Genomic DNA, 21,011 nt, shown 5'->3' with positions numbered 1-21,011 from the left:
GCAAAGATAGAGAAAGTTTCGGAGAATTATTCGTAACTTTGCAGAAAATTTTAAAAACGAAATCTAAAACAAAAGAAGATGAAACAGTTCAATGACGATAATTTCGTGCTAGAGACTCAGGTCGCTCAGGACTTGTACCACAACCATGCGGCAAAGATGCCAATTATTGATTACCATTGTCACCTTAATCCGGAGATGGTGGCCAACGATCATCAGTTCAAGAGTATCACGGAACTATGGCTTGGAGGCGATCACTACAAATGGCGTGCCATGCGTACTAATGGTGTTGAGGAGCGCTATTGTACTGGCAAGGATACCAGCGACTGGGAGAAGTTCGAGAAATGGGCTGAGACAGTACCTTATACTTTCCGTAACCCTCTTTATCATTGGACGCATCTTGAGCTGAAAACAGCATTCGGCATTACCAAGCTTCTCTCGCCGGAGACCGCTCGCGAGATCTTTGATGAGTGTAATGAGAAGCTGAAACAGCCCGAGTTCTCTGCCCGTGGTCTGATGAAGCACTATCATGTAGAGTGTGTATGTACCACGGATGATCCGGTGGACGACCTGCATCATCATATTGCTTATGCCAAGAGCAAGGCTGCTGATGATCCTGTCATGCTTCCTGCATGGCGGCCTGACAGGGCAATGAATATCGAGAAGGCCGACTTTTCGAAATATGTAGAGCAACTGTCTGAGGTCAGTGGTGTGAGCATCGTGCATTTCAATGATATGATTGATGCCTTGCAGAAACGTCATGATTTCTTTGCAGCCCATGGCTGTAAGCTCTCCGATCATGGTCTTGAGGAGTTTTATGATGAGGACTATACCGACTCTGAGATTGAGACGATCTTCGAGAAAGCCATGCGTGGTCTGTCCCTGTCGGACCTGGAAGTGCGGCAGTTCAAAAACTGCTTCCTGACGGTGATGGGCGAGATGGATGCTGATGCCGACTGGACACAGCAATACCATTACGGTGCCATCCGTGACAATAATACCGCGATGTACAACCAGATAGGCGCTGATACAGGCTTCGACTCTATCGGTGAGTTCAATACAGCCAAGGCCATGTCCGCGTTCCTGAATAAGTTGAATACGAAGGGGAAACTCACACGTACCATCATTTATACGTTGAATCCGTGTGCCAATGAGATGATTGCCACGATGCTGGGCAACTTCCAGGGCGGTGAACCCGGGAAGATCCAGTTTGGTTCCGGCTGGTGGTTCAATGACCAGATGGATGGAATGGTACGGCAGATGAATGCCCTCTCCGTACTTGGCTTGCTGAGCCGTTTCGTAGGTATGCTCACTGACAGCCGCTCTTTCCTGAGTTATCCGCGTCATGAGTATTTCCGCCGTATCCTCTGTAACCTTCTTGGTAATGATGTAGAGAAAGGTCTGCTGCCAAATGATCAGAAGATCCTGGGACGTATGGTAGAGGATATCAGTTATCATAACGCACGACGTTATTTTAAGTTCTACTAAGATCATATGAGATATAATAGTGGGTATAACCGTGAAGGCGACTATGAGCATCTGACCGTAAAGGAACCGATGCCGTTGCTGGATTTCCTGTTGGTAAATGTGAAGCAGTCGAGATCGAAGATCAAGGCTACCCTGCAGGGTAGGGGAATTAAGGTCGATGGGAAGACCGTCAGTCAGTTCGATTTCCCTTTACAGCCTGGCATGAAGGTCGCAGTGAGCAAGACGAAACGCAACCAGATGGGATTCAAGAGCCGCTATGTGAAGATTGTCTATGAGGATCGTTGGTTGATCGTCGTCGAAAAGGCTATCGGCATTCTGTCGATGGCTGCAGGGCACTCCTCGCTGAACGTGAAGTCGGTGCTTGATGATTACTTCAAGAAATCGCGTCAGAAATGTACGGCGCATGTGGTGCATCGTCTGGATAGAGACACCAGTGGATTAATGGTCTATGCGAAGGATATGGAGACGGAGCAGATTCTTGAGCACAATTGGCACGACATCGTCTATGATCGCCGTTATGTTGCTGTTTGTTCCGGTGAGATGGAGAACGATGAGGGAACGATTGCCAACTGGTTGAAAGACAATAAGGCATATGTTACCTACTCGTCGCCTGTCGACAATGGTGGAAAGTATGCGGTGACCCATTATCATGTGATGGATCGAACGACAGAGCACTCACTCATAGAGTTCAAGTTAGAGACGGGCCGGAAGAATCAGATTCGTGTTCATTCGGCAGATATGGGACATCCTGTATGTGGAGATCCGAAGTATGGCAATGGTGACGACCCACTGCACCGCCTTTGCCTGCATGCTTGGCTCCTTTGTTTCCACCATCCGGTGACGGGTGAACCGATGGAGTTTGAGACACCCGTGCCGACCGCATTCAGAAAACTATTTAAGTAAATGGAGGGTATCGGATTCTATTTGTTTGTCCTAGCAGCGATTATCGTGGGCTTCTTGGTTGTGAAGAAGGTCGCGTCGTGTCTTATCAAGACGGCTGTCATGATATTGTTGGTAACTGCGTTGGCTGTGATTTACTATCTGTATTTCAGGTAGACTCCTCGGTAAAGATTCTCTCGAATGCTTCACGCAACTTGTCGGGTTGTGCAATTAGATTGCGCAACTCGTTGAGTTTTATGGCATTGGGTGAATTCGGAATCCAAAGGCGTATGTACCCGTCTTTTGAATACTTGTTGTCCAGATGTTCCTTGAATCGCTGCCATTGCCCCTCCTTGTCCAGTTCAGGGTAGTTGCTCAGCCCGTATTGGATGGTGCGACGAATGACAATCTGTGTGTCAATGTCACGGTCGGCCTCAGCAACAATCTTTCCGTAGATGCTTCTGGGAGCACGACTGGCAGAGGCTCGATGGTCCTCTACTGCCTCTTTCATGATCTTAATCTGTTCTGGGGAAAACCATTTTCTTAGTCTGGTATCAGCAGCTAGGATTTTTCCACCACGTATATGGTGGTCTGCCCGATGCCCACACATCCCCAGGTCATGATAAGCTGCAATGGCGTAGGCCATATTAATGTCTGCTCCAGTGGTCTTCACCAGTTCCATGGAACGTCGGATGACACGCGTGACATGTTCCATGTTATGGGCACGGTCGAAGGAAGCATACTGGGGGAGAATCTGAGTTTCAATAAACTCCACAAGATCCAAACTTGGTGTGTTTGCGAGCATAAAAAGTAATGATTATTTTTGCAAATGTACGATTTTCTATTTACTTTTGCAAGAAAAAACAGAAAATAGTGATGGAAGAGACACGAATAAAGACCAATTCCGTGAGAGCGTGGCTACTTGCTGCTCGTCCGAAAACTCTCTCAGGCGCTGCCGTACCCGTGATGATTGGTGGAACCCTTGCATATGTTGATGCTCCTTTATATGGGGATGATGTGTTCGGATGGTCGGCTGTGATTCTGTGCCTTTTGTTCTCTTTTGCTATGCAGATTGATGCTAACTTCATCAATGATTTCTTTGACTTTGCCAATGGTACTGATGATGTGGAGACTCGCTTGGGACCGCGACGTGCCTGCGCCCAGGGATGGGTGACGCTTGACATGATGAAAAAGGCGATAGCGATTACGACATGCCTGGCATGTGTGATCGGTTTACCGTTGGCTTGGTATGGTGGTCTGGAGATGATACTTGTCGGGATACTGTGCGTTGTGTTTGCTTTCCTGTATACGACATTCTTTTCTTATCAGGGATTAGGTGATATCCTAGTACTGCTTTTTTTTGGGATCGTACCCGTTTGCTGTACATACTACGTACAGTTACATACCCTTACATGGGAGGTCTTTCTTGCATCTGTGGCATGTGGCTTGGTGATAGATGCATTACTGATCGTGAACAATTTCCGTGATCGCGATAATGACCAACAAGTTGGGAAGAAAACCCTGATCGTACATCTTGGACCTGATCTTGGTCTTCGCTTGTATTTGGGCGTGGGTCTTGGAGCCTTGATTCTGGGGACAGCGTTTTGGGCGAACGGTCATCTGCTGGCATTCCTATTCCCTTTCTTCTATTTCATCCTTCATGTCTTCACCTTCTTAAAGATCAAGCGTATCTATCAAGGAAAAGCGCTGAATCTCTGCTTAGGAGAAACAGCGCGTAATATCTTTATTTACGGATTATGTGTGTGCGTCGGCCTACTACTGGTCTGATGCTTTAATTGTAGAAATTCCAAGAGACTCCGAAGTGGAGGACGGAACCATTGGTAGGGTAGTGGGGAGTAAGGAACTTCATGTGGTTACCAGAACCGTTGTTCACGTGACTCATCATCACGAAGAAACGTACACCTTTAAGTACCATGTTCGCATAGACATCCACAAAAGGATATCCGCCTAGTTCCACCCGGCTGTTCTTGTTTTGCTGTATAGCAAACTGATTGATGGTTGGGCAGAAGTCTGGTGCAAAATATTTACTGAAGTAGGTCGCATCGGCTCCAAGTTCCACACCCAGTACTTTCGCTATCTTGAACTTCAAGTACAGGTTGGAGAAGATGTTCCAAGTCGGCAAGGGCAGAACCTCTGACTTGTTGCAGTCCTGATAGGTGATGATGTTTTCCCAATGAACGGGACCAATATGGAAGTCCTGATGCAGTTGAGCGGTAATCAGGTTGATATGGTCGGACTCCTGATATATTCCAGCCGTCATGTTAGTACGTTTGTCCTTGGTGGCATCATAACTCATCCCATAGTAGGTGTAGTCTTTTATCTCATCGATGGCTACGCGAAGCTTGGTGTTTGTCTTCGGATAGCTGAAGACGCCTTCCAGATGGGTACGCTTCTCGGCGGACAAGTCATCCTCTTTATCCCACCAAAGATGTTTGGAATGGTATTTGGCTTGGAAGAAGGCTGGGTAAATCTTATGGAAATAAGCATTGGCAGCCAGTTGCACGGTATCACCAAAGAGTGGGAAATTCAGGTCGGTACTGAAGTCAAGCGTTAACTGCTTGGCATTGGGGCCGGCAATCCACGCTTCTAGGCCTGCGTTGAAGTGTAAAGTCTTTCCTTGTGTCTTACTAAGTTGGGCTCCAATACTGAGGTCACCTTCCGTCCATTTACTCTGGCTGATAATGCCGTTGACGGTGTCGGGGAGTTGATAACTACAATAATCGTAGGTGATGAATCCTTTGAGGCCTGCTTTCACATATTTGTTGAAACCTTCTAACAGGGCTAAAGCGAAGGTGTTCTTCGCCTGCATGTGCTTTGTTTGATCATAGATGGAATCGTTACCGTATCTGATTCCTCGTTCATAATATCTGTTGAGATAATAGTCGGTAGGCGTGTCGTATGCTTGGTAGATATGGCGATAGTTGTGCCATTCTAACGTGTGAATGAAACTGGTGACGGGTACATACTCCCGTTTCATGGTGGCATCAATGGAATCTTGCATGGCCTGTAAACGGTTCAGACTGTCAATGGCTGCCTGGCCTTCGACTTTGATACGGGTACTGTCAACCGCCACAGCTATAGAGTCTACCTTCGGCTCTGCTCCCATGATGCGGGCACCGTCCGGTCGACCACTATGACGCTTTTCCTGTTTTGTTCCGCCCTTCCTGTTCTTGTCTTCTCCTCTGTCTGCCATCTTGAGTTCCTTTTCCTGCTTTGATTCCATGGCGAACAGTCTGGCTTTCAGCTCCTCGTCAGTCATCTTTACTTTCCGGTAGAAACCAATGTTATATCGGTGACTCAAGAAAAGATGTTGGTGGTCGTTACGGTTCCAGTTCTGTGACAGGATTGTCGGGATTTCATTTTCAGAATAGCTGTCTTGGAAAGACTCTGGATGAGTGATATATTCGTCGTTGGTGATACCGCCATTCTCTGCCGCCTTCTGATGACTGGTCGTGAACAGTGCATGCATTTGGTATCTGTCACCGATATAAGAGCTAAAGAGCGTACTGTTGAAATGTGAAATGTTCTGGTTGCTGAAATAGCCCCTTGCGTACTCGTAGTCCAGGTCAAAGCCGAAACTAAGGCGCTTGTTGGCATTCACAGCAAACTTTGCATCGATGTGATCCTCACCATTGGTTTTGTCACCACAGTTGTCATAGAGGATGTTTGTAAATGGCGATAATGTATTGATGAATAAAAAATCTTCTGGACGTTTAAGCGCAAAACTGTATGGCTGGGTGAAGACAAAGTTCTCGGTGTCATGGCGGTTGATGAAGATACGACTCAGGCGCGGGGTATAATTGCTTCCTGTGCTGTTGTATTCTCCATACATGCCGCTATTGAAGGTGGAATTCATGAATAGATGAGGCACTGTGTCGGGAGTGGCAGGTATGACATCACCAAACCTCCTGTCAACGGTCCATACATATAGTCCCTTGGGAATTTCCTTGTGTTGCGTCGTGTCGTTATTGTGCTTGTTGAAGTTCCTGTTTTCGCTGCGTTCTGTGATATTACCCATCTCGTCAATCTGGTTGTAGGTATCCTGGGCCATGACGTGTGTCAGTGCCGGCAGCATCAGAAGTATGAGTGTCAGTCTTGCTTTCATTTAATCATCCTCATCGCAGATTCCGTAATCTTGACGCACATGGCCAAAAGGATGATGTACAACCCTCTCATGTGTGTCATTTCGTTTTTCGATAGGAACATAATCACTCCGATCACAGCCATGACCATGAAGATAATGTTCAGCCAGTTGCGTATTTGTTTTTTGTTCATTTGCTTTCGTTTAGTATGGTCTCAAATTTGTTGAATATGAAATCTTTACGGTCAATTGTCTTGCGACGGAACTTGCCCGAGATGGGATAAAGTTTTGTGCGCTTCTTGTTCACGGCATACTTGTCTGTAATCCACTCTTCTGCACGGTAGCGGATGGGCTTTCTTTCAACGTCATAATCGTAGAAGATATTTGTCATCTTGATTTCTGCCTTCCCGTCAGTGCAGTTTACGAGAATTCGGAAATTGAACTTTGTCTGGTCTAGGGAGAGAGACACACTTTTGAAAACCAACCATTCATGGAAGACAGCTCCTAACTGGTGAAGAACAGAGTCCTGCAATGCAACTCTGCTGTATTCTAATTGATTGGCCTCTTTGGTCATCTTTGTCAACTGCTTGAGTAGAATGTGATATATCTGATCTGCAGTTTTCCCTGGAGCCTCGATAATGGTCTTAAAGCATACTTTTCCATCGCTGACGGGAATCGCATCGGGATTCAGGTATTTCGCATCTGGATTTTCTACGGGCTCTTGCTCGATTTTCTCCCATGTGTTGTCTTGCGCTGAAGCAGCCAACGGCACTAGCATGATGATGACAAAGAATAATTTTCTCATATTTATCATGATTATCTCGATTTTCTCGGCAAAATTACGAATTCTTATTCGATATCTTGGTACCTAATACTTATTCTTTTGATTTTTTCACTTTTTTACTTTGTTTCTTCCCTACTTCATCTCCAGTTCTTTCTGTAGGCGAATAACCTCATCACGGTATTGTGCGGCCTGGAGGAAATCGAGGTTCTTGGCAGCCTCCTTCATGAGACGCGTGACCTCCGCAATGCTCTTTTCCAGTTGAGGCCTGGTCATCCGCTCAATAATAGGATCTGCAGCGATGTCCATGTCAGTACCAGAAACTAACAGGGCTCGTCGTAATTCCCTGACATCCGGTCGATTCTCCTGTGTCAAAGACATTTCACTGGTATTCTTTACAATCTGTTTTGGGGTGATGCCGTGTGTCTCGTTATAATGGATCTGCTTCTCTCGGCGACGAAGGGTCTCGTCAATAGTCTGCTGCATGGATGCCGTGATGGTGTCAGCATACATGATGACCTTACCATTTACATTACGAGCAGCTCGTCCCGCTGTCTGTGTAAGACTGCGGTGACTGCGCAGGAACCCTTCCTTGTCAGCGTCGAGAATTGCAACGAGGGATACTTCTGGGAGATCAAGACCTTCTCGGAGAAGATTGACACCAACAAGAACGTCATATTCGCCTTTTCGTAAACTTGCTAGAATCCTAACTCGGTCGAGCGTTGCAACGTCACTATGTATATACGCTGTCTTTACACCATGGTTTAACAAATACTCGCTCAGTTCTTCTGCCATGCGCTTGGTGAGTGTTGTCACCAAAACACGCTCATTCCGATGAGTACGCGTCAGTATCTCGTCCATCAGATCGTCAATCTGATTTTCGCTGGGGCGTACTTCTATCTCTGGGTCAAGTAGGCCGGTGGGACGGATCACTTGCTCAACAACGATACCCTCTGCCTCGGCTAACTCAAAGTCGGCGGGGGTGGCACTGACGTAAATCACTTGGTTGATTTCCTGTTGGAACTCTTCGAAACGGAGTGGACGATTATCAAAAGCAGCAGGTAGTCTGAAACCGTATTCGACTAGATTGCTCTTTCTGCTGCGGTCACCGCCATACATGGCACTTAGTTGTGGTACACTGACATGACTCTCGTCGATGAACAAAAGATAGTCTTTGGGGAAGAAATCAAGCAAGCAGTAGGGGCGTTCTCCAGCTTTTCGACCATCAAAATAACGACTGTAGTTCTCTATACCTGAACAATGCCCCAACTCTTTAATCATTTCCATGTCGTATTCGACACGTTCCTTGATGCGCTGAGCCTTAATCGGGTCACCGATGCTCTCGAAGAATTCCACTTGTTTCGTGAGGTCATCTTGAATATCATGTATAGCGATATTCGTCTGTTCTTGGGATGTCATGAAAAGATTAGCTGGATAAAGCTTATATTCTTCGAAACGGGCAAGATGATCGTAGCTGACGGCATCCACTTCTTCGATGGCATCTATTTCGTCATCCCAGAATGTGATTCGTAATACGACTTCGCTGTAGGCCATGAAAATATCTACGGTATCTCCCTTCACCCGAAAATGGCCACGTTGCAGATCAAGATCGTTTCGAACATAGAGAGACTGTACTAGTTTTCTTAACAAAGCGTTGCGATCTATCTTCTGTCCGACATGTAGCTCAATCACATTCTCTTGCAAAGCAACAGGGCTACCCATACCATATATACACGAAACAGACGATACAACAATAACATCGTTTCTTCCTGAAAGTAAGTTTGATACGGCTGACAATCTGAGACGATCTATTTCGTCATTGATAGCAAGGTCTTTCTCAATATAGGTGTCTGTGGTCGGCAGATATGCCTCAGGTTGGTAATAGTCATAATAGCTGACATAATACTCGACTGCATTTTGTGGGAAAAAGCCTTTCATTTCCTCATACAGCTGGTGTGCTAATGTCTTGTTGTGACTGAGGATCAGAGTAGGACGGTTGCGATTGGCAATCACATTGGCCATTGTAAAGGTCTTGCCTGATCCGGTTACACCCAGCAATACTTGTGAACGGTCACCACGCTCAAGGCCTTCCGTTAGTTGACGAATGGCTTCGGGCTGGTCGCCCGTTGGTTGGTAACTGGATTCTAATATGAATTTTCCCATAATAAAGTGCAAAGATAGTTAATTTTGCTCATAAAGGACGCAAAGAACACGAAAAATCAATAATTTTTTGTATCTTTCGTATCCTGAGTGGATTTTTTTTATTAATTTTGCACCCCGTATGAAGAGATGTGTCGTTATACTGTCATGTGCAGCTATGCTGATGTGCGGCTGTGCCTCGGAATTCAACAGCGTTTATAAGTCTGCTGGTACGGACTACAAGTACGAGTATGCTAAAGAGTGCTTTGCTCGTAATAAGTTCCAGCAGGCCATCACGCTACTGGAAGAATTGGTTACTATCAAAAAAGGTTCCGATGAAGCGCAGGAGTGCCTGTACATGCTAGCGATGGCACAATACTGCAATTCTGATTTCGAGGCTGCATCTGAGACTTTTAAGAAGTATGGTTCAAGTTATCCTCGGGGCACTTATGCAGAATCGGCTGCCTTTTATGTCGGACAGTCACTCTATCAGAGTGCGCCGGAACCGCGTTTGGATCAGTCACCGACCAATGGCGCTATTACAGCGTATCAGCAGTTCATGGATCAATACCCAGATTCAAAGCTTCGTCCTCAGGCTCAGGAACGTCTCTATGAACTATATGATAAACTCATTCAGAAAGAGTATCTGTCTGCAGAGCTTTATTACAATCTGGGTGGATATTTTGGTAATATCAATTCCAACGAGGAGAGCAACTATACGTCGTGCATTATTACTGCGCAAAATGCGTTGAAGAATTATCCTTATTGTAGTTTGCGTGAGGATTTCATGTTGCTGATCATGAAGAGTAAGTTTGAACTTGCGGAGAATAGTTCTGAGGAAAAGCGACTGGATCGCTATCGTGAGGCGGAGGATGAGTGCTATGGCTTCCTTAACGAATTCCCAGAATCCAAGAATGCTGCTATAGCAGAGAAGTTTATTGCAAGATGTAAGAAAGTTATTAAGGACTAATATAGAGAACAGTAATTGTAAATAGTAAATACGCAATGGATTACAAGAAATCAAAAGCACCGGTGAATACCGTGACCCGTAACATTATGGACCTCTGCCGTGATACAAATAATATCTATGAGAGTGAAATCAAAAGCACCGGTGAATACCGTGACCCGTAACATTATGGACCTCTGCCGTGATACAAATAATATCTATGAGAGTGTAGCTATTATTTCTAAGAGGGCTAACCAGATTAGTGTTCAGATCAAGGAAGACCTGAGCAAGAAGTTGGCAGAGTTCGCCTCATATAACGACTCTCTGGAGGAGGTGTTCGAGAACCGTGAGCAGATAGAGATCTCTCGTTATTACGAGAAGTTACCCAAGGCAACACTTCTGGCTACACAGGAGTTTGTTGAGGATAAGGTCTACTGGCGTGATCCGTCTCGTGACAATGTTGTTGCAGAGAGCTAATTCCAGAAGTGATGATACAACGTAAGCAAACACTTTATCTTATGGCGGCCATTGTGATGACCGTCATTTGTCTTTGTATGCAGATAGGTTCATTCCGAGTGGCAGGCATTGAAGTGGCTCGAGTATACAATCTATGGTTTACTGATCCTATTGGAAAACATCATTTTGATACGTGGCCTCTGATGGCGGTTCTGCTCCCAACGGCAGCCCTCGCGACCTATACCATATTCATTTATCACAATCGGAAGGTTCAAGCGCTTTTCTGTGCGCTGAATGCGTTACTGATTGTTGGGTGGTATGTGTGCTTCTTTGTCGTTTCTCAGATGGTCGGTGACAAATCGTGGGGGACAGTGAATTTCCGTCCTTTGTGGCCTGCCGTCTTTCCGGCAATAGCACTGATCTTTTATTTAATGGCCCGTCGGGCTATTAAGGCAGATGAGAAGTTAGTTCGTTCTATGGACAGAATCCGGTAAGATTCTGCTCTCGCGTCTGCAGATGTTTTACATAGCCAATAAATAAAAACGAATGAAAGTATACTCATTGATGTGCATGGCAGTTTTTTTTGCTGGATGCACATCTGCTATTAGTGTGGATCGACAGGTAGACGAGTTCTATGAGAAACTGTCGCAGGAAGAACGCATTGCTCAGTTGAGAAGTATGTACATGGATATGCTCTTCGATGAGCAGGGACGGTTAGATACGGTGAAATGCCATGAATTGATTCCCAATGGTATTGGGCACTTTTCGCAGTATGCCAGTCAGAAACCCCGTGATCCTAATGAACTGCGTGATCGCGTCGCTGCTGTGCAAGACTGGCTAATGCATCATACACCTCATGGCATTCCTGCGCTTTTTCATGAGGAGGTCCTGTCAGGAGTTAATACAAGTGGAGCTACGATTTATCCCCAGCAGATAGGACAAGCCTGCTCGTTCAATCCGGAATTGGCAGAACTGAAGACCCGTCAGACGGGCATCGTGATGCGTAAGATGGGGGGTGTTCTTTCACTCTCACCGATGGTAGACGTTTGTCGTACACCAAGTTTTAACCGTTTGGAGGAATCGTATGGTGAAGATGCTTATCTGTCGGCGGTGATGGGAGTGGCTTTCGTTAAAGGATTACAGCAGGGAGATCTGAAGAAGGGCACAGGAGCCTGTTCAAAACATTACCTTGGTTATGGTGGTGGAGGCAACGCTGATGAGAAAGAATTGATGGAAGAGATTCTACTGCCTCATGAGACGATGATCCGACTAGCAGGAAGTAAGGTTGTTATGCCTGGTTATCATGCGATGTTGGATGAAAACGGAGAGTCTACCAACTGTGTTGCTAATGGTAGGATCCTGAAAGATATCCTGCGGGATTATATTGGTTTTGACGGTATGATCGTCAGCGATTATACTGCGATTGATCAGTTGCCCGGTATTGATGATCCTGTGCGTAAGGCTGCAGCTGCCATCAACGCAGGCAACGATGTTGATTTCCCTACTGGCGCAAATTATAAGTATCTGCAGGAGGCTGTCGAACAAGGACTCGTGAAGTCTGAGGCGCTTGAACGTGCTGTGAAGAATGTGTTGCGATATAAGTTTCGTGCAGGTCTGTTCGATAAAGATGCTTATCTGTATAGTCGCCAAGACATCGTGCTCGATACACCAGATGAGCGTCAGACAGCGTATCAGATTGCTACGCAGTCGGTGGTACTCTTGGAGAATAATGGTGTTCTGCCCTTGAATGCTTCTTCCCCGAATATCTTTGTCACTGGTCCAAACGCTAATTCTATGTGGGCGATGTGTGGTGACTATTCTTTCCCCTCCATGACTTATTTCTGGAAAAAGATAGAGAATGATTTGGATCATCCGCATGTGATAGGATTGCTGGAGGGTATGAAGGCGCACAACTCTGGTAATTTCAACATCATGTATTCTCGTGGCTGTGACTGGACTGAGGACATCGAGACTAAGTATACTAAGGGAGGAGATGAACGTGCCTGGGAGTATGCTCTCCTGCATCGTAAGGTTGATTCCGGTGAGAAAGTTGATAGGAAAGAGGCTCTTGAGATGGCTCGGAAAAGCGATGTTATCATTGCTGCCGTAGGTGAAAACGTCATGCTTTGTGGAGAGAACCGTGACCGTCAGGGGCTTCGTCTGCCCGGTAAACAGGAACAGTATGTAGAGGAACTTTTGAAAACGGGAAAACCTGTCGTCTTGGTTGTATTTGGAGGACGGGCTCAGGTTATCTCTGGTATTGCTGAGCGCTGTGCAGCCGTTATTCAGGCTTGGTACCCAGGTGAGGAAGGTGGAAATGCCGTGGCTGATATCCTATATGGAAACGTAGCGCCGTCAGCAAAACTTTCTGTCAGCTATCCGAAGACAGAGGTGTACGAACCGCTATGTTATAACTATTCTGCGGAGATGGATGCACGTGTGCAGTGGCCCTTTGGTTACGGTTTGAGTTATACCACGTTTGATTATCAAAGCTTGCAATTGCCTCAGGAGGTTTCAACAACTGATGAAGGTATAAGCCTGGCATTCGAAGTGAGAAATACAGGGAAGATGGCTGCTGATGAGATTGCGCAAGTTTATATCTCTCCCGGAGATGACGATTTGCCAATCCGACCGATACAGTTGCAGGGTTTTGCTCGCATATCACTGCAACCCGGTGAGACGAAGACTGTAAAGATGAAACTCTATACAGAGCAGTTGGGCTTCTATAGTCACTCTGACTCGGATGCCTCTCAAGGTAATACTAAACAACAGCGTCAGTGGAATGTGCGTCCTGGTAAGTATGTCGTAAAGGTTGGATCTTCATCCACAGATATCCGCTTGCAGCAGGAGATTGTTTTAAAGGGGGAATCGTTACGTAAACCGTTGCGTACATACTATTTCTCAGAAGTCGAGTAAAGTCAGGATAAGTGATATCAATCATAAGGGGCGAACCATTTGGTTCGCCCCTTATGATTTTATAAATAGTGTCAGATATGTCGTTGTTATTTCCCACGAAGGGCGGCAATAGACTCTTTCAGAGCTGCAATCTTTTCTTCTGAATCGCTCTGTTTTTTGCGCTCAAGGGCAACAACCGCCTCTGGTGCATTGGCAACGAAACGCTCGTTGCTAAGCTTCTTCTTAACACCAGCGAGGAAACCTTCAAGGTGTTGTAACTGGGCTTCCATCTTTGCAATCTCTGCCTCCACATCGATCATGTCACCGACAGGCACTGCAAATTCGTCGGTGCCAACCATGAAGGCAGAAGCAGTCGCATCTTTCTCTGCAACGACATTGATGACTTTCAAATTAGCCATTTTGATGACAACAGCATCAAATGCCGCATAGGCATTTTTGCCAACTACTTGAAGCTCGAGTTGTTCCTTGGGTGCGATATTCTTAGAACTGCGAACCATACGAACACCTGATACAATCTGCTTAACACTCTCAATCTGAGCAGAAAGCGTGTTGTCAGCAGCTGTAGGAGCAGAAATCTCAAGTTTGTCTCGCATGATACTTTCTCCCTCCTTGCGATCGTAGAGATGCTGCCAGAGCTCTTCAGTAATGAACGGCATAAATGGATGAAGCATCTTCAATAGTATTTCGAAGAATTCGAGGGTTTTATCATAGGTCTGCTTGTCAATAGGCTGTGCCTCACCATTGACATAGGCAGGTTTCACCATCTCAAGATACCATGATGAGAATTCGTCCCAGAAAAGTTTGTAAACAGCCATCAATGCCTCAGAGATACGATATTTTTTAAAGAGATCGTCGACCTCAGCATTGGTTTGGCGGAGCTTTGCTTCGAACCATGAGGTGGCAATCTTGCCAGCTTCCGACTGTTTGATATCTGCGACCTTCCAACCCTTCACCAGACGGAAGGCATTCCAAATTTTATTATTGAAGTTACGGCCCTGTTCACAGAGAGATTCGTCAAAGAGAATATCGTTACCTGCAGGCGCAGAGAGCATCATACCCATGCGAACACCGTCGGCACCGAATTTCTCGATGAGCTCGATAGGATCGGGTGAGTTTCCTAATGACTTAGACATCTTACGACCCAACTTGTCGCGAACGATACCAGTGAAATAGACGTTCTTGAATGGGAAGGTGCCCATATACTCCTCACCAGCCATAATCATACGAGCTACCCAGAAGAAAATGATATCGGGAGCTGTTACAAGGTCAGAGGTGGGGTAGTAGTATTTAATTTCCTCGTTGCCGGGATTGTTGATGCCGTCGAAGAGCGAGATTGGCCACAGCCATGAAGAGAACCAAGTGTCGAGGGCATCCTCATCCTGACGCAGATCAGCATCCGTCACCTTCGGATCCTTCTGCTGAGCCAGTTTCAGGGCCTCATCACGTGTCTCGGCCACAACGTAATCGTCGTTATTATTGTAATAGTAGGCGGGAATACGATGTCCCCACCATAACTGACGCGAAATACACCAGTCTTGGATGTTTTCCAACCAGTTCTTGTAAGTGTTCACGTACTTCTGGGGATAGAACTTCATCTCACCATTGAGCACTGGTGGCAGAGCAATGTCGGCAAAATGCTGCATTTTAAGGAACCATTGCAGTGAGAGACGTGGTTCAATCGCCGTATCAGGATTACGCTCAGAGTATCCGACTTTATTTGTATAATCTTCTATCTTTTCCATTAAACCTGCCTCCTGCAGATCTTTGGCAATCTGCTTGCGGCAGTCCATACGGTCCATCCCCACGTAGATAGGTGACTGATCTGAGATGGAACCATCAGGGTTGAAGACGTCGATAGTCTCGAGATTGTGGGTTTTACCCAACATATAGTCGTTGGTGTCGTGGGCAGGTGTTACCTTCAGACAACCTGTACCAAACTCGATGTCAACATATCGGTCTTCAATAACAGGGATGACACGGTTTACGAGTGGAACGATCACCTTGCGGCCTTTCAACCACTGGTTCTTTGGATCTTTCGGGTTGATACACATAGCGGTATCTCCCATGATAGTTTCAGGACGTGTGGTGGCAACAACGGCATAATAGCCTTTTTCATCCTTGTGGATGATGTTACCTTCGGCTTTCAGAGTCTCTTCGTTGTCGATAGCTGTTAATCCATCAACATAATATTTCAGATGGAACAAATGGCTTTGCTCTTCTTTGTAGATAACCTCTTCTGTAGAGAGGGCTGTGAGTGCCTTCGGATCCCAGTTTACCATGCGCAGGCCACGGTAGATAAGTCCTTTGTTATAGAGGTCAACAAATACCTTGATAACGCTTTCCGAACGCTTTTCATCCATGGTGAATGCTGTGCGATCCCAATCACAACTGGCACCCAGACGGCGCAACTGCTTCAGGATAATGCCACCATGCTCGTGAGTCCAGTCCCAGGCATGCTCCAAAAATTGCTCACGGGTAAGATCATGCTTTTTGATGCCTTCGCTGGCGAGTTTTTTTACCACCTTAGCTTCGGTGGCTATTGAGGCATGGTCGGTACCAGGCACCCAGCAGGCATTCTTGCCTTCCATCCGGGCTCGACGCACAAGAATATCCTGAATCGTATTGTTCAGCATATGTCCCATATGAAGTACCCCCGTTACATTAGGCGGTGGAATGACGATTGTATAGGGCTCACGTCCGTCAGGTTTGCTGGAAAAAAGCTTGTTGTCAAGCCAGTACTGATACCATTTCGCTTCGACCTCTTTGGGGTCGTATTTACTTGCAAGTTCCATGTCTTTTTGATGTTATTCTCTAAAATTCGGTGCAAAATTATAAAATAATTGTGAATTATGAATTATGAATTATGAATTATTTTGTATCTTTGTCCCATTAATTTGACGATTATGCACACAAAAGAGGAAAAAATGCAGGCTTTCGGTCGTTTTCTTGACGTGCTTGATGCTTTGAGGACTAACTGTCCATGGGATAAGAAGCAGACGAATGAAAGCTTGCGTCCGAATACTATAGAGGAAACATATGAGCTTTGTGACGCTCTGATGAAAAGCGATACGCACGAAATCTGCAAGGAACTGGGTGATGTCTTGTTGCATATTTGCTTTTATGCTAGGATTGCTCAGGAAAAAGGCGATTTCGATATTGCTGATGTCTGTGATGCGTTAACTCGTAAGATGATTGTTCGTCATCCTCATGTTTATCACCCCTCACAGATCGATGCGGTGGAGCCTAAGCCGTTACCATATGTGCCGGAAAATGTTGGAGAGGCCTCCCAAACTGATAAAGTGACCACTGTTTCTCAGGTCTTGGATAATTGGGAACAGATCAAATTGAAGGAGAAAGATGGTAATAAAAGTGTTCTTTCTGGAGTCCCAGATGCACTACCTTCCCTCATAAAAGCTTATCGTATTCAGGATAAAGCACGTCATGTGGGATTTGATTGGGAAAAGAAACAGGATGTTTGGACGAAAGTCCGTGAAGAACTGGATGAGTTGGAAACAGAGTTGAACAAAGAAGACAAGGAACGTTCCACGGAAGAACTTGGTGATTTCCTTTTCAGTGTGATTAATGCTGCAAGGCTTTATAAATTGAATCCTGATAATGCATTAGAGAAAACGAATCGTAAATTCATTGATCGCTTCAATTATATCGAGGCACATAGCATTAAGAAGGGTAAGCCTTTGACGGAGATGAGTTTAGGTGAGATGGATCAACTTTGGAATGAAGCAAAGGAAAAACTGGGATAATAACAAAACACAGATTGATATGAAAAAGATTACTTGGATCGGAATGTTTTTTGCCGGTGTGGTGACCTTCGGCAGTTGTGGCGGAAACAGGCAACAATATGTCTCTGCAGACGATGATTCTACTTCTACGATGGATCTCGTACCTCGTGATCAGACCATATATGGACTTTGCGGAAATGGTACCGCTATGAACACGCTGGAGCTGATCACTGATAGCGGAGACACATTGACGTTAAGTCTGACAAAAGCCCAAGAGAATGGAAAGGTGTTTGGTGGCATGGCGGTTGCAGACCGTATGGCTGTCGTGGCTGACAAAGCGAGGAAAGAGGCTCAGGTCGTCATCAATCTGAATACGCTGATGGGCGACTGGGTGATGCCGAACCCTATCGATGGGAGTGACGAGGTCGGAATCCGTATTAAGGAAGGTGGTGTCGCAGAGAGCATTGAACAGAGCGTGATTATCTACAGAACGTGGAAGATTTTTAATGGCGATCTGATTCTCGAACTGGTTCGTGAAGGTGGCGGCGATGAGCAGGAGACCAACCGCTATGAGATCTTGACGCTCGGTGCCGACTCGTTGGCTTTCAGAACCATTGATAAGCCGCGCGACGAAACGGAGACATTCGAATATAGTAGATGGAAGGAGAAACCGAAAGCCGACCTCCATGGTTTGCAGCTCGAGGAGACTAGCGATGAGTTTAATAAGATCTGATATTTTTTGTGGAACCGTTTAAGATTCATATACTAGGGTGTGGAAGTGCGCTTCCCACCCTTCGTCATTACGCATCCTCACAGGTTGTTGAAATTCGTGAGAAGGTCCTTATGCTCGACTGTGCAGAAGGGGCACAGATGCAACTCCGTAAATGTCGTGTGCGTTTTACGAAACTAAGTCATGTCTTTATTACCCATTTGCATGGCGATCATTGTTTCGGACTTCTTGGTATGATTTCTACCTTCGGTCTTTTGGGGCGCACAGCCCCTCTTCATATTCATGCACCGAAAGCACTCGGACCGGAACTGGATCGACAGATAAAGTTCTTTACCCACGATCTAGGCTATGAGATTGTTTTTTATCCTGTCGACACAACCGAACGCCAGGTCGTCTATGAGGATAGGAGTATGATGGTGGAGAATATTCCCTTGGAACATCGGGTGCCGTGTTGTGGGTATCTAATCACAGAAAAGCCGTCTCTCCCTCATATCCGTAGGGATATGATGGATTGTTATGGGATACCCATGAGCCAGGTCGGGAATATCAAGAATGGCGCTGATTGGGTGACAGATGATGGAGAGATTATTCCGAACGCCCGTTTGGTGCGACCTGCAGATCCTCCTCGTAGCTATGCATATATGACGGATACTCGATATATGCCAAATCTGCATGAGCAGTTGAAAGGGGTTACCACACTTTATCATGAAAGCACTTATGGAATGGATAACCTTCTACAGGCTGAGAAGTATTACCATTCGACAGCTCGACAGGCGGGCACTGTTGCACGTGATGCAGGGGTTGGAAAACTTCTACTGGGACATTACAGTTCGCGATATGAGGATGAGGAAGTCTTGTTGAAAGAAGCAAAGGAGGTATTTGACAATACTTTTCTAACCTCAGAGATGGCTGTGTTTGATGCCTGATGATAGAAAGAACAGCTTTTTTGTGCAAAATATTTTGTAGTTTCAACGGAAAGACTTATCTTTGCAGCATCTATTGATGTGGATCATGCGGAGAAATCTGACTATATTCGTTGTGATGACTATGCTGGCAATTCCTAGCATGGCAGAGCCGTTTCTTTTGGAACGGACTGCTTCAGAGCAGGTAGACGACAGGGTGACCGTCACAGTCGAAGGTGGTGCTGTCATGGTTTGTGGCGCTCAAGGAAAAGTTTTAGAGGTTATCTCCTTGACAGGTCGGCAGGTCGCCCAGTTCCGTATTGATAGTCCGGCACAGCGTGTAGAACTTAATCTGTCAAAAGGGTGTTATGTCCTCAAGGTAGGCAAGCTTGTGCGCAAGGTGTCTATACGTTAGCATTGCTGCTTGCGAGTGCCTGTGCGTTTCTGGCTTCCTGTACGGAGGGAAGCCACAATCCGTCTGAGACTGATCTTTCTGCCTTTGGCGAATATGTTCTTGCATTGGATACACCTCAATTAGGACAGAATTATGCAAGGATCCTTAAAGCAGACTCGTCGGAATGGGAAGGGGATGCGGCAATCCGGCGGCGATATGCTGATGTGGCTCATGTCGAGGATACTCCCTTATGGTTTTCGCGAATGGGTGTGTCATCACAGGCTGATTCCCTACTGGCGCTTATGCGTCGTGAACTGCCATATAATGGTCTCGATAGTACAGCATTCTATCTTCCACAGATTGCGGAAGATCTGGATATCGTTCATCATCTCGCTTTTGATTCTGTGGGTAGGAGCATCAATGAAGTGTTACCTCATCTGGATTATTATCTGTCGAAGGCTTATCTACGTTATACCGTTGGACTTCGTTACGGGTTCATGCAACCGCAGCGTTTCCTGAACCGAATGGATTATAAGCCTACAGGTGATTACGCTCGCCTCTTTGATTATGAGGTGGAGGCTCCAGACTATGGGAGTTCTATTCGTAGATTGGAATCATCTGAACGGATGTCTTTCTTGGAACAGTCACAGCCAACTGGTCATGTGTACAGAGCACTTCAGGAACAGATGAAAAGGACTGCTGATAAAGGAGAACGTCATCGATTGGCAGTTAACATGGAACGGTGCCGCTGGCGGATGAAGCATCCGGGTGAGAACGAAAGAATGGTCTTGGTGAATATCCCGGCTTTGCAGTTGTGGGCTGTAGGCGGTGATTCTGTCCTGTCTATGCGGATCTGTTGTGGCGCGACTGCCACAAAAACACCTCTGCTGCATAGCGCAATCAGTTATATGCAGGTCAATCCGGAATGGATTATTCCTCAGAATATCATTAATACAGAAGTGGCGCAACATGGCGGCGATTCTGCCTATTTCGCGCGTCACCGTTATTATATTATAGATAAAAGCACGGGCGACACACTTAACCCGATAGATGTGGGGGCATCGCAGATGAGAACAGGTAATCTGCGTGTCGGACAAAAAGGCGGAGCGGGCAATTCCCTTGGACGTATAGTCTTCCGCTTTCCGAATAACTTCTCAGTCTATCTACACGACACGAACAACAGAGGGGCATTTAATAGCGACCGACGTACACTTTCGCATGGATGTATTCGAGTGCAGAAGCCTTTTGAGTTGGCTTGCTTCCTTTTGCCTGATGCCGATGACTGGAAAAGGGATTGTTTGCGGATATCTATGGGTATGCGGCCTGAGACAGATCGTGGACAGAGTTTTCTGCAGGAACATAATGGCGTCTCGCAGCCATTTCGTCTGCTGACATATCTGGACGTGTCGCCTCGCGTACCATTATATATTGTATATTATACAGCTTATCCTAATCCAAAAACAGGAATGGTGGAGACATGGCCTGACCTCTATGGCTACGATAAGGTAATTAGTCGTGAGATTAAGTCTTTTTTGCTTTAG

Annotated in this window: 19 protein-coding genes; 13 read left to right on the top strand and 6 right to left on the bottom strand. The window is 46.0% G+C overall.

The window, feature by feature from the left end; all coding sequences use genetic code 11:
* Positions 1-78 precede the first annotated feature (78 nt).
* On the top strand, positions 79-1,485 hold the full coding sequence (uxaC, locus tag BLU99_RS02910) for a glucuronate isomerase (protein WP_091899651.1): 1,407 nt from the start codon (positions 79-81) through the stop codon (positions 1,483-1,485).
* 6 nt (positions 1,486-1,491) lie between these two features.
* Positions 1,492-2,388, top strand: coding sequence for an RluA family pseudouridine synthase (locus BLU99_RS02905; protein WP_091899650.1), 897 nt, complete (start codon positions 1,492-1,494; stop codon positions 2,386-2,388).
* Between the two features lie 145 nt (positions 2,389-2,533).
* On the opposite strand, the gene BLU99_RS02900 is transcribed toward BLU99_RS02905, so the two are convergent.
* Complete coding sequence (locus BLU99_RS02900; protein ID WP_091899649.1) at positions 2,534-3,169, bottom strand: HD domain-containing protein; 636 nt, start codon at positions 3,167-3,169, stop codon at positions 2,534-2,536.
* 71 nt (positions 3,170-3,240) lie between these two features.
* Between BLU99_RS02900 and menA the strand changes: the two genes are divergently transcribed.
* Positions 3,241-4,152 carry a 1,4-dihydroxy-2-naphthoate octaprenyltransferase gene (menA, locus tag BLU99_RS02895; RefSeq protein WP_091899938.1) on the top strand — a complete coding sequence of 304 codons (912 nt, stop codon included), beginning with the start codon at positions 3,241-3,243 and terminating at the stop codon, positions 4,150-4,152.
* 4 nt (positions 4,153-4,156) lie between these two features.
* Here the strand turns inward: menA and BLU99_RS02890 are convergent, their stop codons facing one another.
* The 4 genes from BLU99_RS02890 to uvrB all read right to left on the bottom strand — a co-directional run bounded on the left by BLU99_RS02890 (position 4,157) and on the right by uvrB (position 9,410).
* Positions 4,157-6,490, bottom strand: coding sequence for a putative porin (locus tag BLU99_RS02890; RefSeq protein WP_091899648.1), 2,334 nt, complete (start codon positions 6,488-6,490; stop codon positions 4,157-4,159).
* Positions 6,487-6,660 (bottom strand): hypothetical protein, encoded by a 174-nt coding sequence (locus BLU99_RS12235; protein WP_176771015.1) that lies wholly within the window; start codon positions 6,658-6,660, stop codon positions 6,487-6,489. Before BLU99_RS12235 ends, BLU99_RS02890 begins: the two co-directional genes overlap by 4 nt.
* Entirely contained in the window at positions 6,657-7,271 is a 615-nt protein-coding gene (locus BLU99_RS02885; RefSeq protein WP_176771014.1) for a DUF4468 domain-containing protein, read from the bottom strand. Before BLU99_RS02885 ends, BLU99_RS12235 begins: the two co-directional genes overlap by 4 nt.
* Before the next feature lie 111 nt (positions 7,272-7,382).
* Positions 7,383-9,410 carry an excinuclease ABC subunit UvrB gene (gene uvrB, locus BLU99_RS02880; protein ID WP_091899646.1) on the bottom strand — a complete coding sequence of 676 codons (2,028 nt, stop codon included), beginning with the start codon at positions 9,408-9,410 and terminating at the stop codon, positions 7,383-7,385.
* Between the two features lie 118 nt (positions 9,411-9,528).
* Between uvrB and BLU99_RS02875 the strand changes: the two genes are divergently transcribed.
* From BLU99_RS02875 to BLU99_RS02855, 5 genes are all read left to right on the top strand, one after another.
* Entirely contained in the window at positions 9,529-10,356 is an 828-nt protein-coding gene (locus tag BLU99_RS02875) for an outer membrane protein assembly factor BamD (protein ID WP_091899645.1), read from the top strand.
* Positions 10,357-10,391: 35 nt separating this feature from the next.
* On the top strand, positions 10,392-10,517 hold the full coding sequence (locus BLU99_RS02870; RefSeq protein WP_369807690.1) for a hypothetical protein: 126 nt from the start codon (positions 10,392-10,394) through the stop codon (positions 10,515-10,517).
* Positions 10,474-10,809, top strand: coding sequence for a DNA-directed RNA polymerase subunit omega (locus tag BLU99_RS02865; RefSeq protein WP_091899644.1), 336 nt, complete (start codon positions 10,474-10,476; stop codon positions 10,807-10,809). Before BLU99_RS02870 ends, BLU99_RS02865 begins: the two co-directional genes overlap by 44 nt.
* Before the next feature lie 11 nt (positions 10,810-10,820).
* Positions 10,821-11,282 (top strand): DUF4293 domain-containing protein, encoded by a 462-nt coding sequence (locus BLU99_RS02860; protein WP_091899643.1) that lies wholly within the window; start codon positions 10,821-10,823, stop codon positions 11,280-11,282.
* Between the two features lie 115 nt (positions 11,283-11,397).
* On the top strand, positions 11,398-13,704 hold the full coding sequence (locus tag BLU99_RS02855; protein WP_255397421.1) for a glycoside hydrolase family 3 C-terminal domain-containing protein: 2,307 nt from the start codon (positions 11,398-11,400) through the stop codon (positions 13,702-13,704).
* A gap of 86 nt (positions 13,705-13,790) precedes the next feature.
* On the opposite strand, the gene BLU99_RS02850 is transcribed toward BLU99_RS02855, so the two are convergent.
* Positions 13,791-16,496: a valine--tRNA ligase gene (locus BLU99_RS02850; protein WP_091899641.1), complete on the bottom strand. Its 2,706-nt coding sequence runs from the start codon at positions 16,494-16,496 to the stop codon at positions 13,791-13,793.
* 111 nt (positions 16,497-16,607) lie between these two features.
* Between BLU99_RS02850 and mazG the strand changes: the two genes are divergently transcribed.
* From mazG to BLU99_RS02825, 5 genes are all read left to right on the top strand, one after another.
* On the top strand, positions 16,608-17,465 hold the full coding sequence (mazG, locus tag BLU99_RS02845) for a nucleoside triphosphate pyrophosphohydrolase (protein WP_091899640.1): 858 nt from the start codon (positions 16,608-16,610) through the stop codon (positions 17,463-17,465).
* Positions 17,466-17,484: 19 nt separating this feature from the next.
* The gene (locus BLU99_RS02840; protein ID WP_176771013.1) at positions 17,485-18,177 is read left to right on the top strand and encodes a lipocalin family protein; all 693 of its coding nucleotides are present in this window, start codon (positions 17,485-17,487) and stop codon (positions 18,175-18,177) included.
* Between the two features lie 8 nt (positions 18,178-18,185).
* Complete coding sequence (locus BLU99_RS02835; protein ID WP_091899638.1) at positions 18,186-19,100, top strand: ribonuclease Z; 915 nt, start codon at positions 18,186-18,188, stop codon at positions 19,098-19,100.
* A gap of 121 nt (positions 19,101-19,221) precedes the next feature.
* Positions 19,222-19,491, top strand: coding sequence for a T9SS type A sorting domain-containing protein (locus BLU99_RS02830; RefSeq protein ID WP_143065703.1), 270 nt, complete (start codon positions 19,222-19,224; stop codon positions 19,489-19,491).
* Between the two features lie 2 nt (positions 19,492-19,493).
* Positions 19,494-21,011 (top strand): L,D-transpeptidase family protein, encoded by a 1,518-nt coding sequence (locus tag BLU99_RS02825; RefSeq protein WP_091899636.1) that lies wholly within the window; start codon positions 19,494-19,496, stop codon positions 21,009-21,011.

Source organism: Prevotella sp. lc2012 (genome assembly GCF_900107065.1).
Classification (GTDB): domain Bacteria; phylum Bacteroidota; class Bacteroidia; order Bacteroidales; family Bacteroidaceae; genus Prevotella.
This window is presented reverse-complemented; position numbering and strand designations above follow the sequence as displayed.

Excerpts from the sequence above, each read along its gene's own strand:
- uxaC (WP_091899651.1), top strand. The coding sequence starts at position 79 with ATGAAACAGTTCAATGACGATAATTTCGTGCTAGAGACTCAGGTCGCT.
- BLU99_RS02905 (WP_091899650.1), top strand. The coding sequence starts at position 1,492 with ATGAGATATAATAGTGGGTATAACCGTGAAGGCGACTATGAGCATCTG.
- BLU99_RS02900 (WP_091899649.1), bottom strand. The coding sequence starts at position 3,169 with ATGCTCGCAAACACACCAAGTTTGGATCTTGTGGAGTTTATTGAAACT.
- menA (WP_091899938.1), top strand. The coding sequence starts at position 3,241 with ATGGAAGAGACACGAATAAAGACCAATTCCGTGAGAGCGTGGCTACTT.
- BLU99_RS02890 (WP_091899648.1), bottom strand. The coding sequence starts at position 6,490 with ATGAAAGCAAGACTGACACTCATACTTCTGATGCTGCCGGCACTGACA.
- BLU99_RS12235 (WP_176771015.1), bottom strand. The coding sequence starts at position 6,660 with ATGAACAAAAAACAAATACGCAACTGGCTGAACATTATCTTCATGGTC.
- BLU99_RS02885 (WP_176771014.1), bottom strand. The coding sequence starts at position 7,271 with ATGAGAAAATTATTCTTTGTCATCATCATGCTAGTGCCGTTGGCTGCT.
- uvrB (WP_091899646.1), bottom strand. The coding sequence starts at position 9,410 with ATGGGAAAATTCATATTAGAATCCAGTTACCAACCAACGGGCGACCAG.
- BLU99_RS02875 (WP_091899645.1), top strand. The coding sequence starts at position 9,529 with ATGAAGAGATGTGTCGTTATACTGTCATGTGCAGCTATGCTGATGTGC.
- BLU99_RS02870 (WP_369807690.1), top strand. The coding sequence starts at position 10,392 with ATGGATTACAAGAAATCAAAAGCACCGGTGAATACCGTGACCCGTAAC.
- BLU99_RS02865 (WP_091899644.1), top strand. The coding sequence starts at position 10,474 with ATGAGAGTGAAATCAAAAGCACCGGTGAATACCGTGACCCGTAACATT.
- BLU99_RS02860 (WP_091899643.1), top strand. The coding sequence starts at position 10,821 with ATGATACAACGTAAGCAAACACTTTATCTTATGGCGGCCATTGTGATG.
- BLU99_RS02850 (WP_091899641.1), bottom strand. The coding sequence starts at position 16,496 with ATGGAACTTGCAAGTAAATACGACCCCAAAGAGGTCGAAGCGAAATGG.
- mazG (WP_091899640.1), top strand. The coding sequence starts at position 16,608 with ATGCACACAAAAGAGGAAAAAATGCAGGCTTTCGGTCGTTTTCTTGAC.
- BLU99_RS02840 (WP_176771013.1), top strand. The coding sequence starts at position 17,485 with ATGAAAAAGATTACTTGGATCGGAATGTTTTTTGCCGGTGTGGTGACC.
- BLU99_RS02830 (WP_143065703.1), top strand. The coding sequence starts at position 19,222 with ATGCTGGCAATTCCTAGCATGGCAGAGCCGTTTCTTTTGGAACGGACT.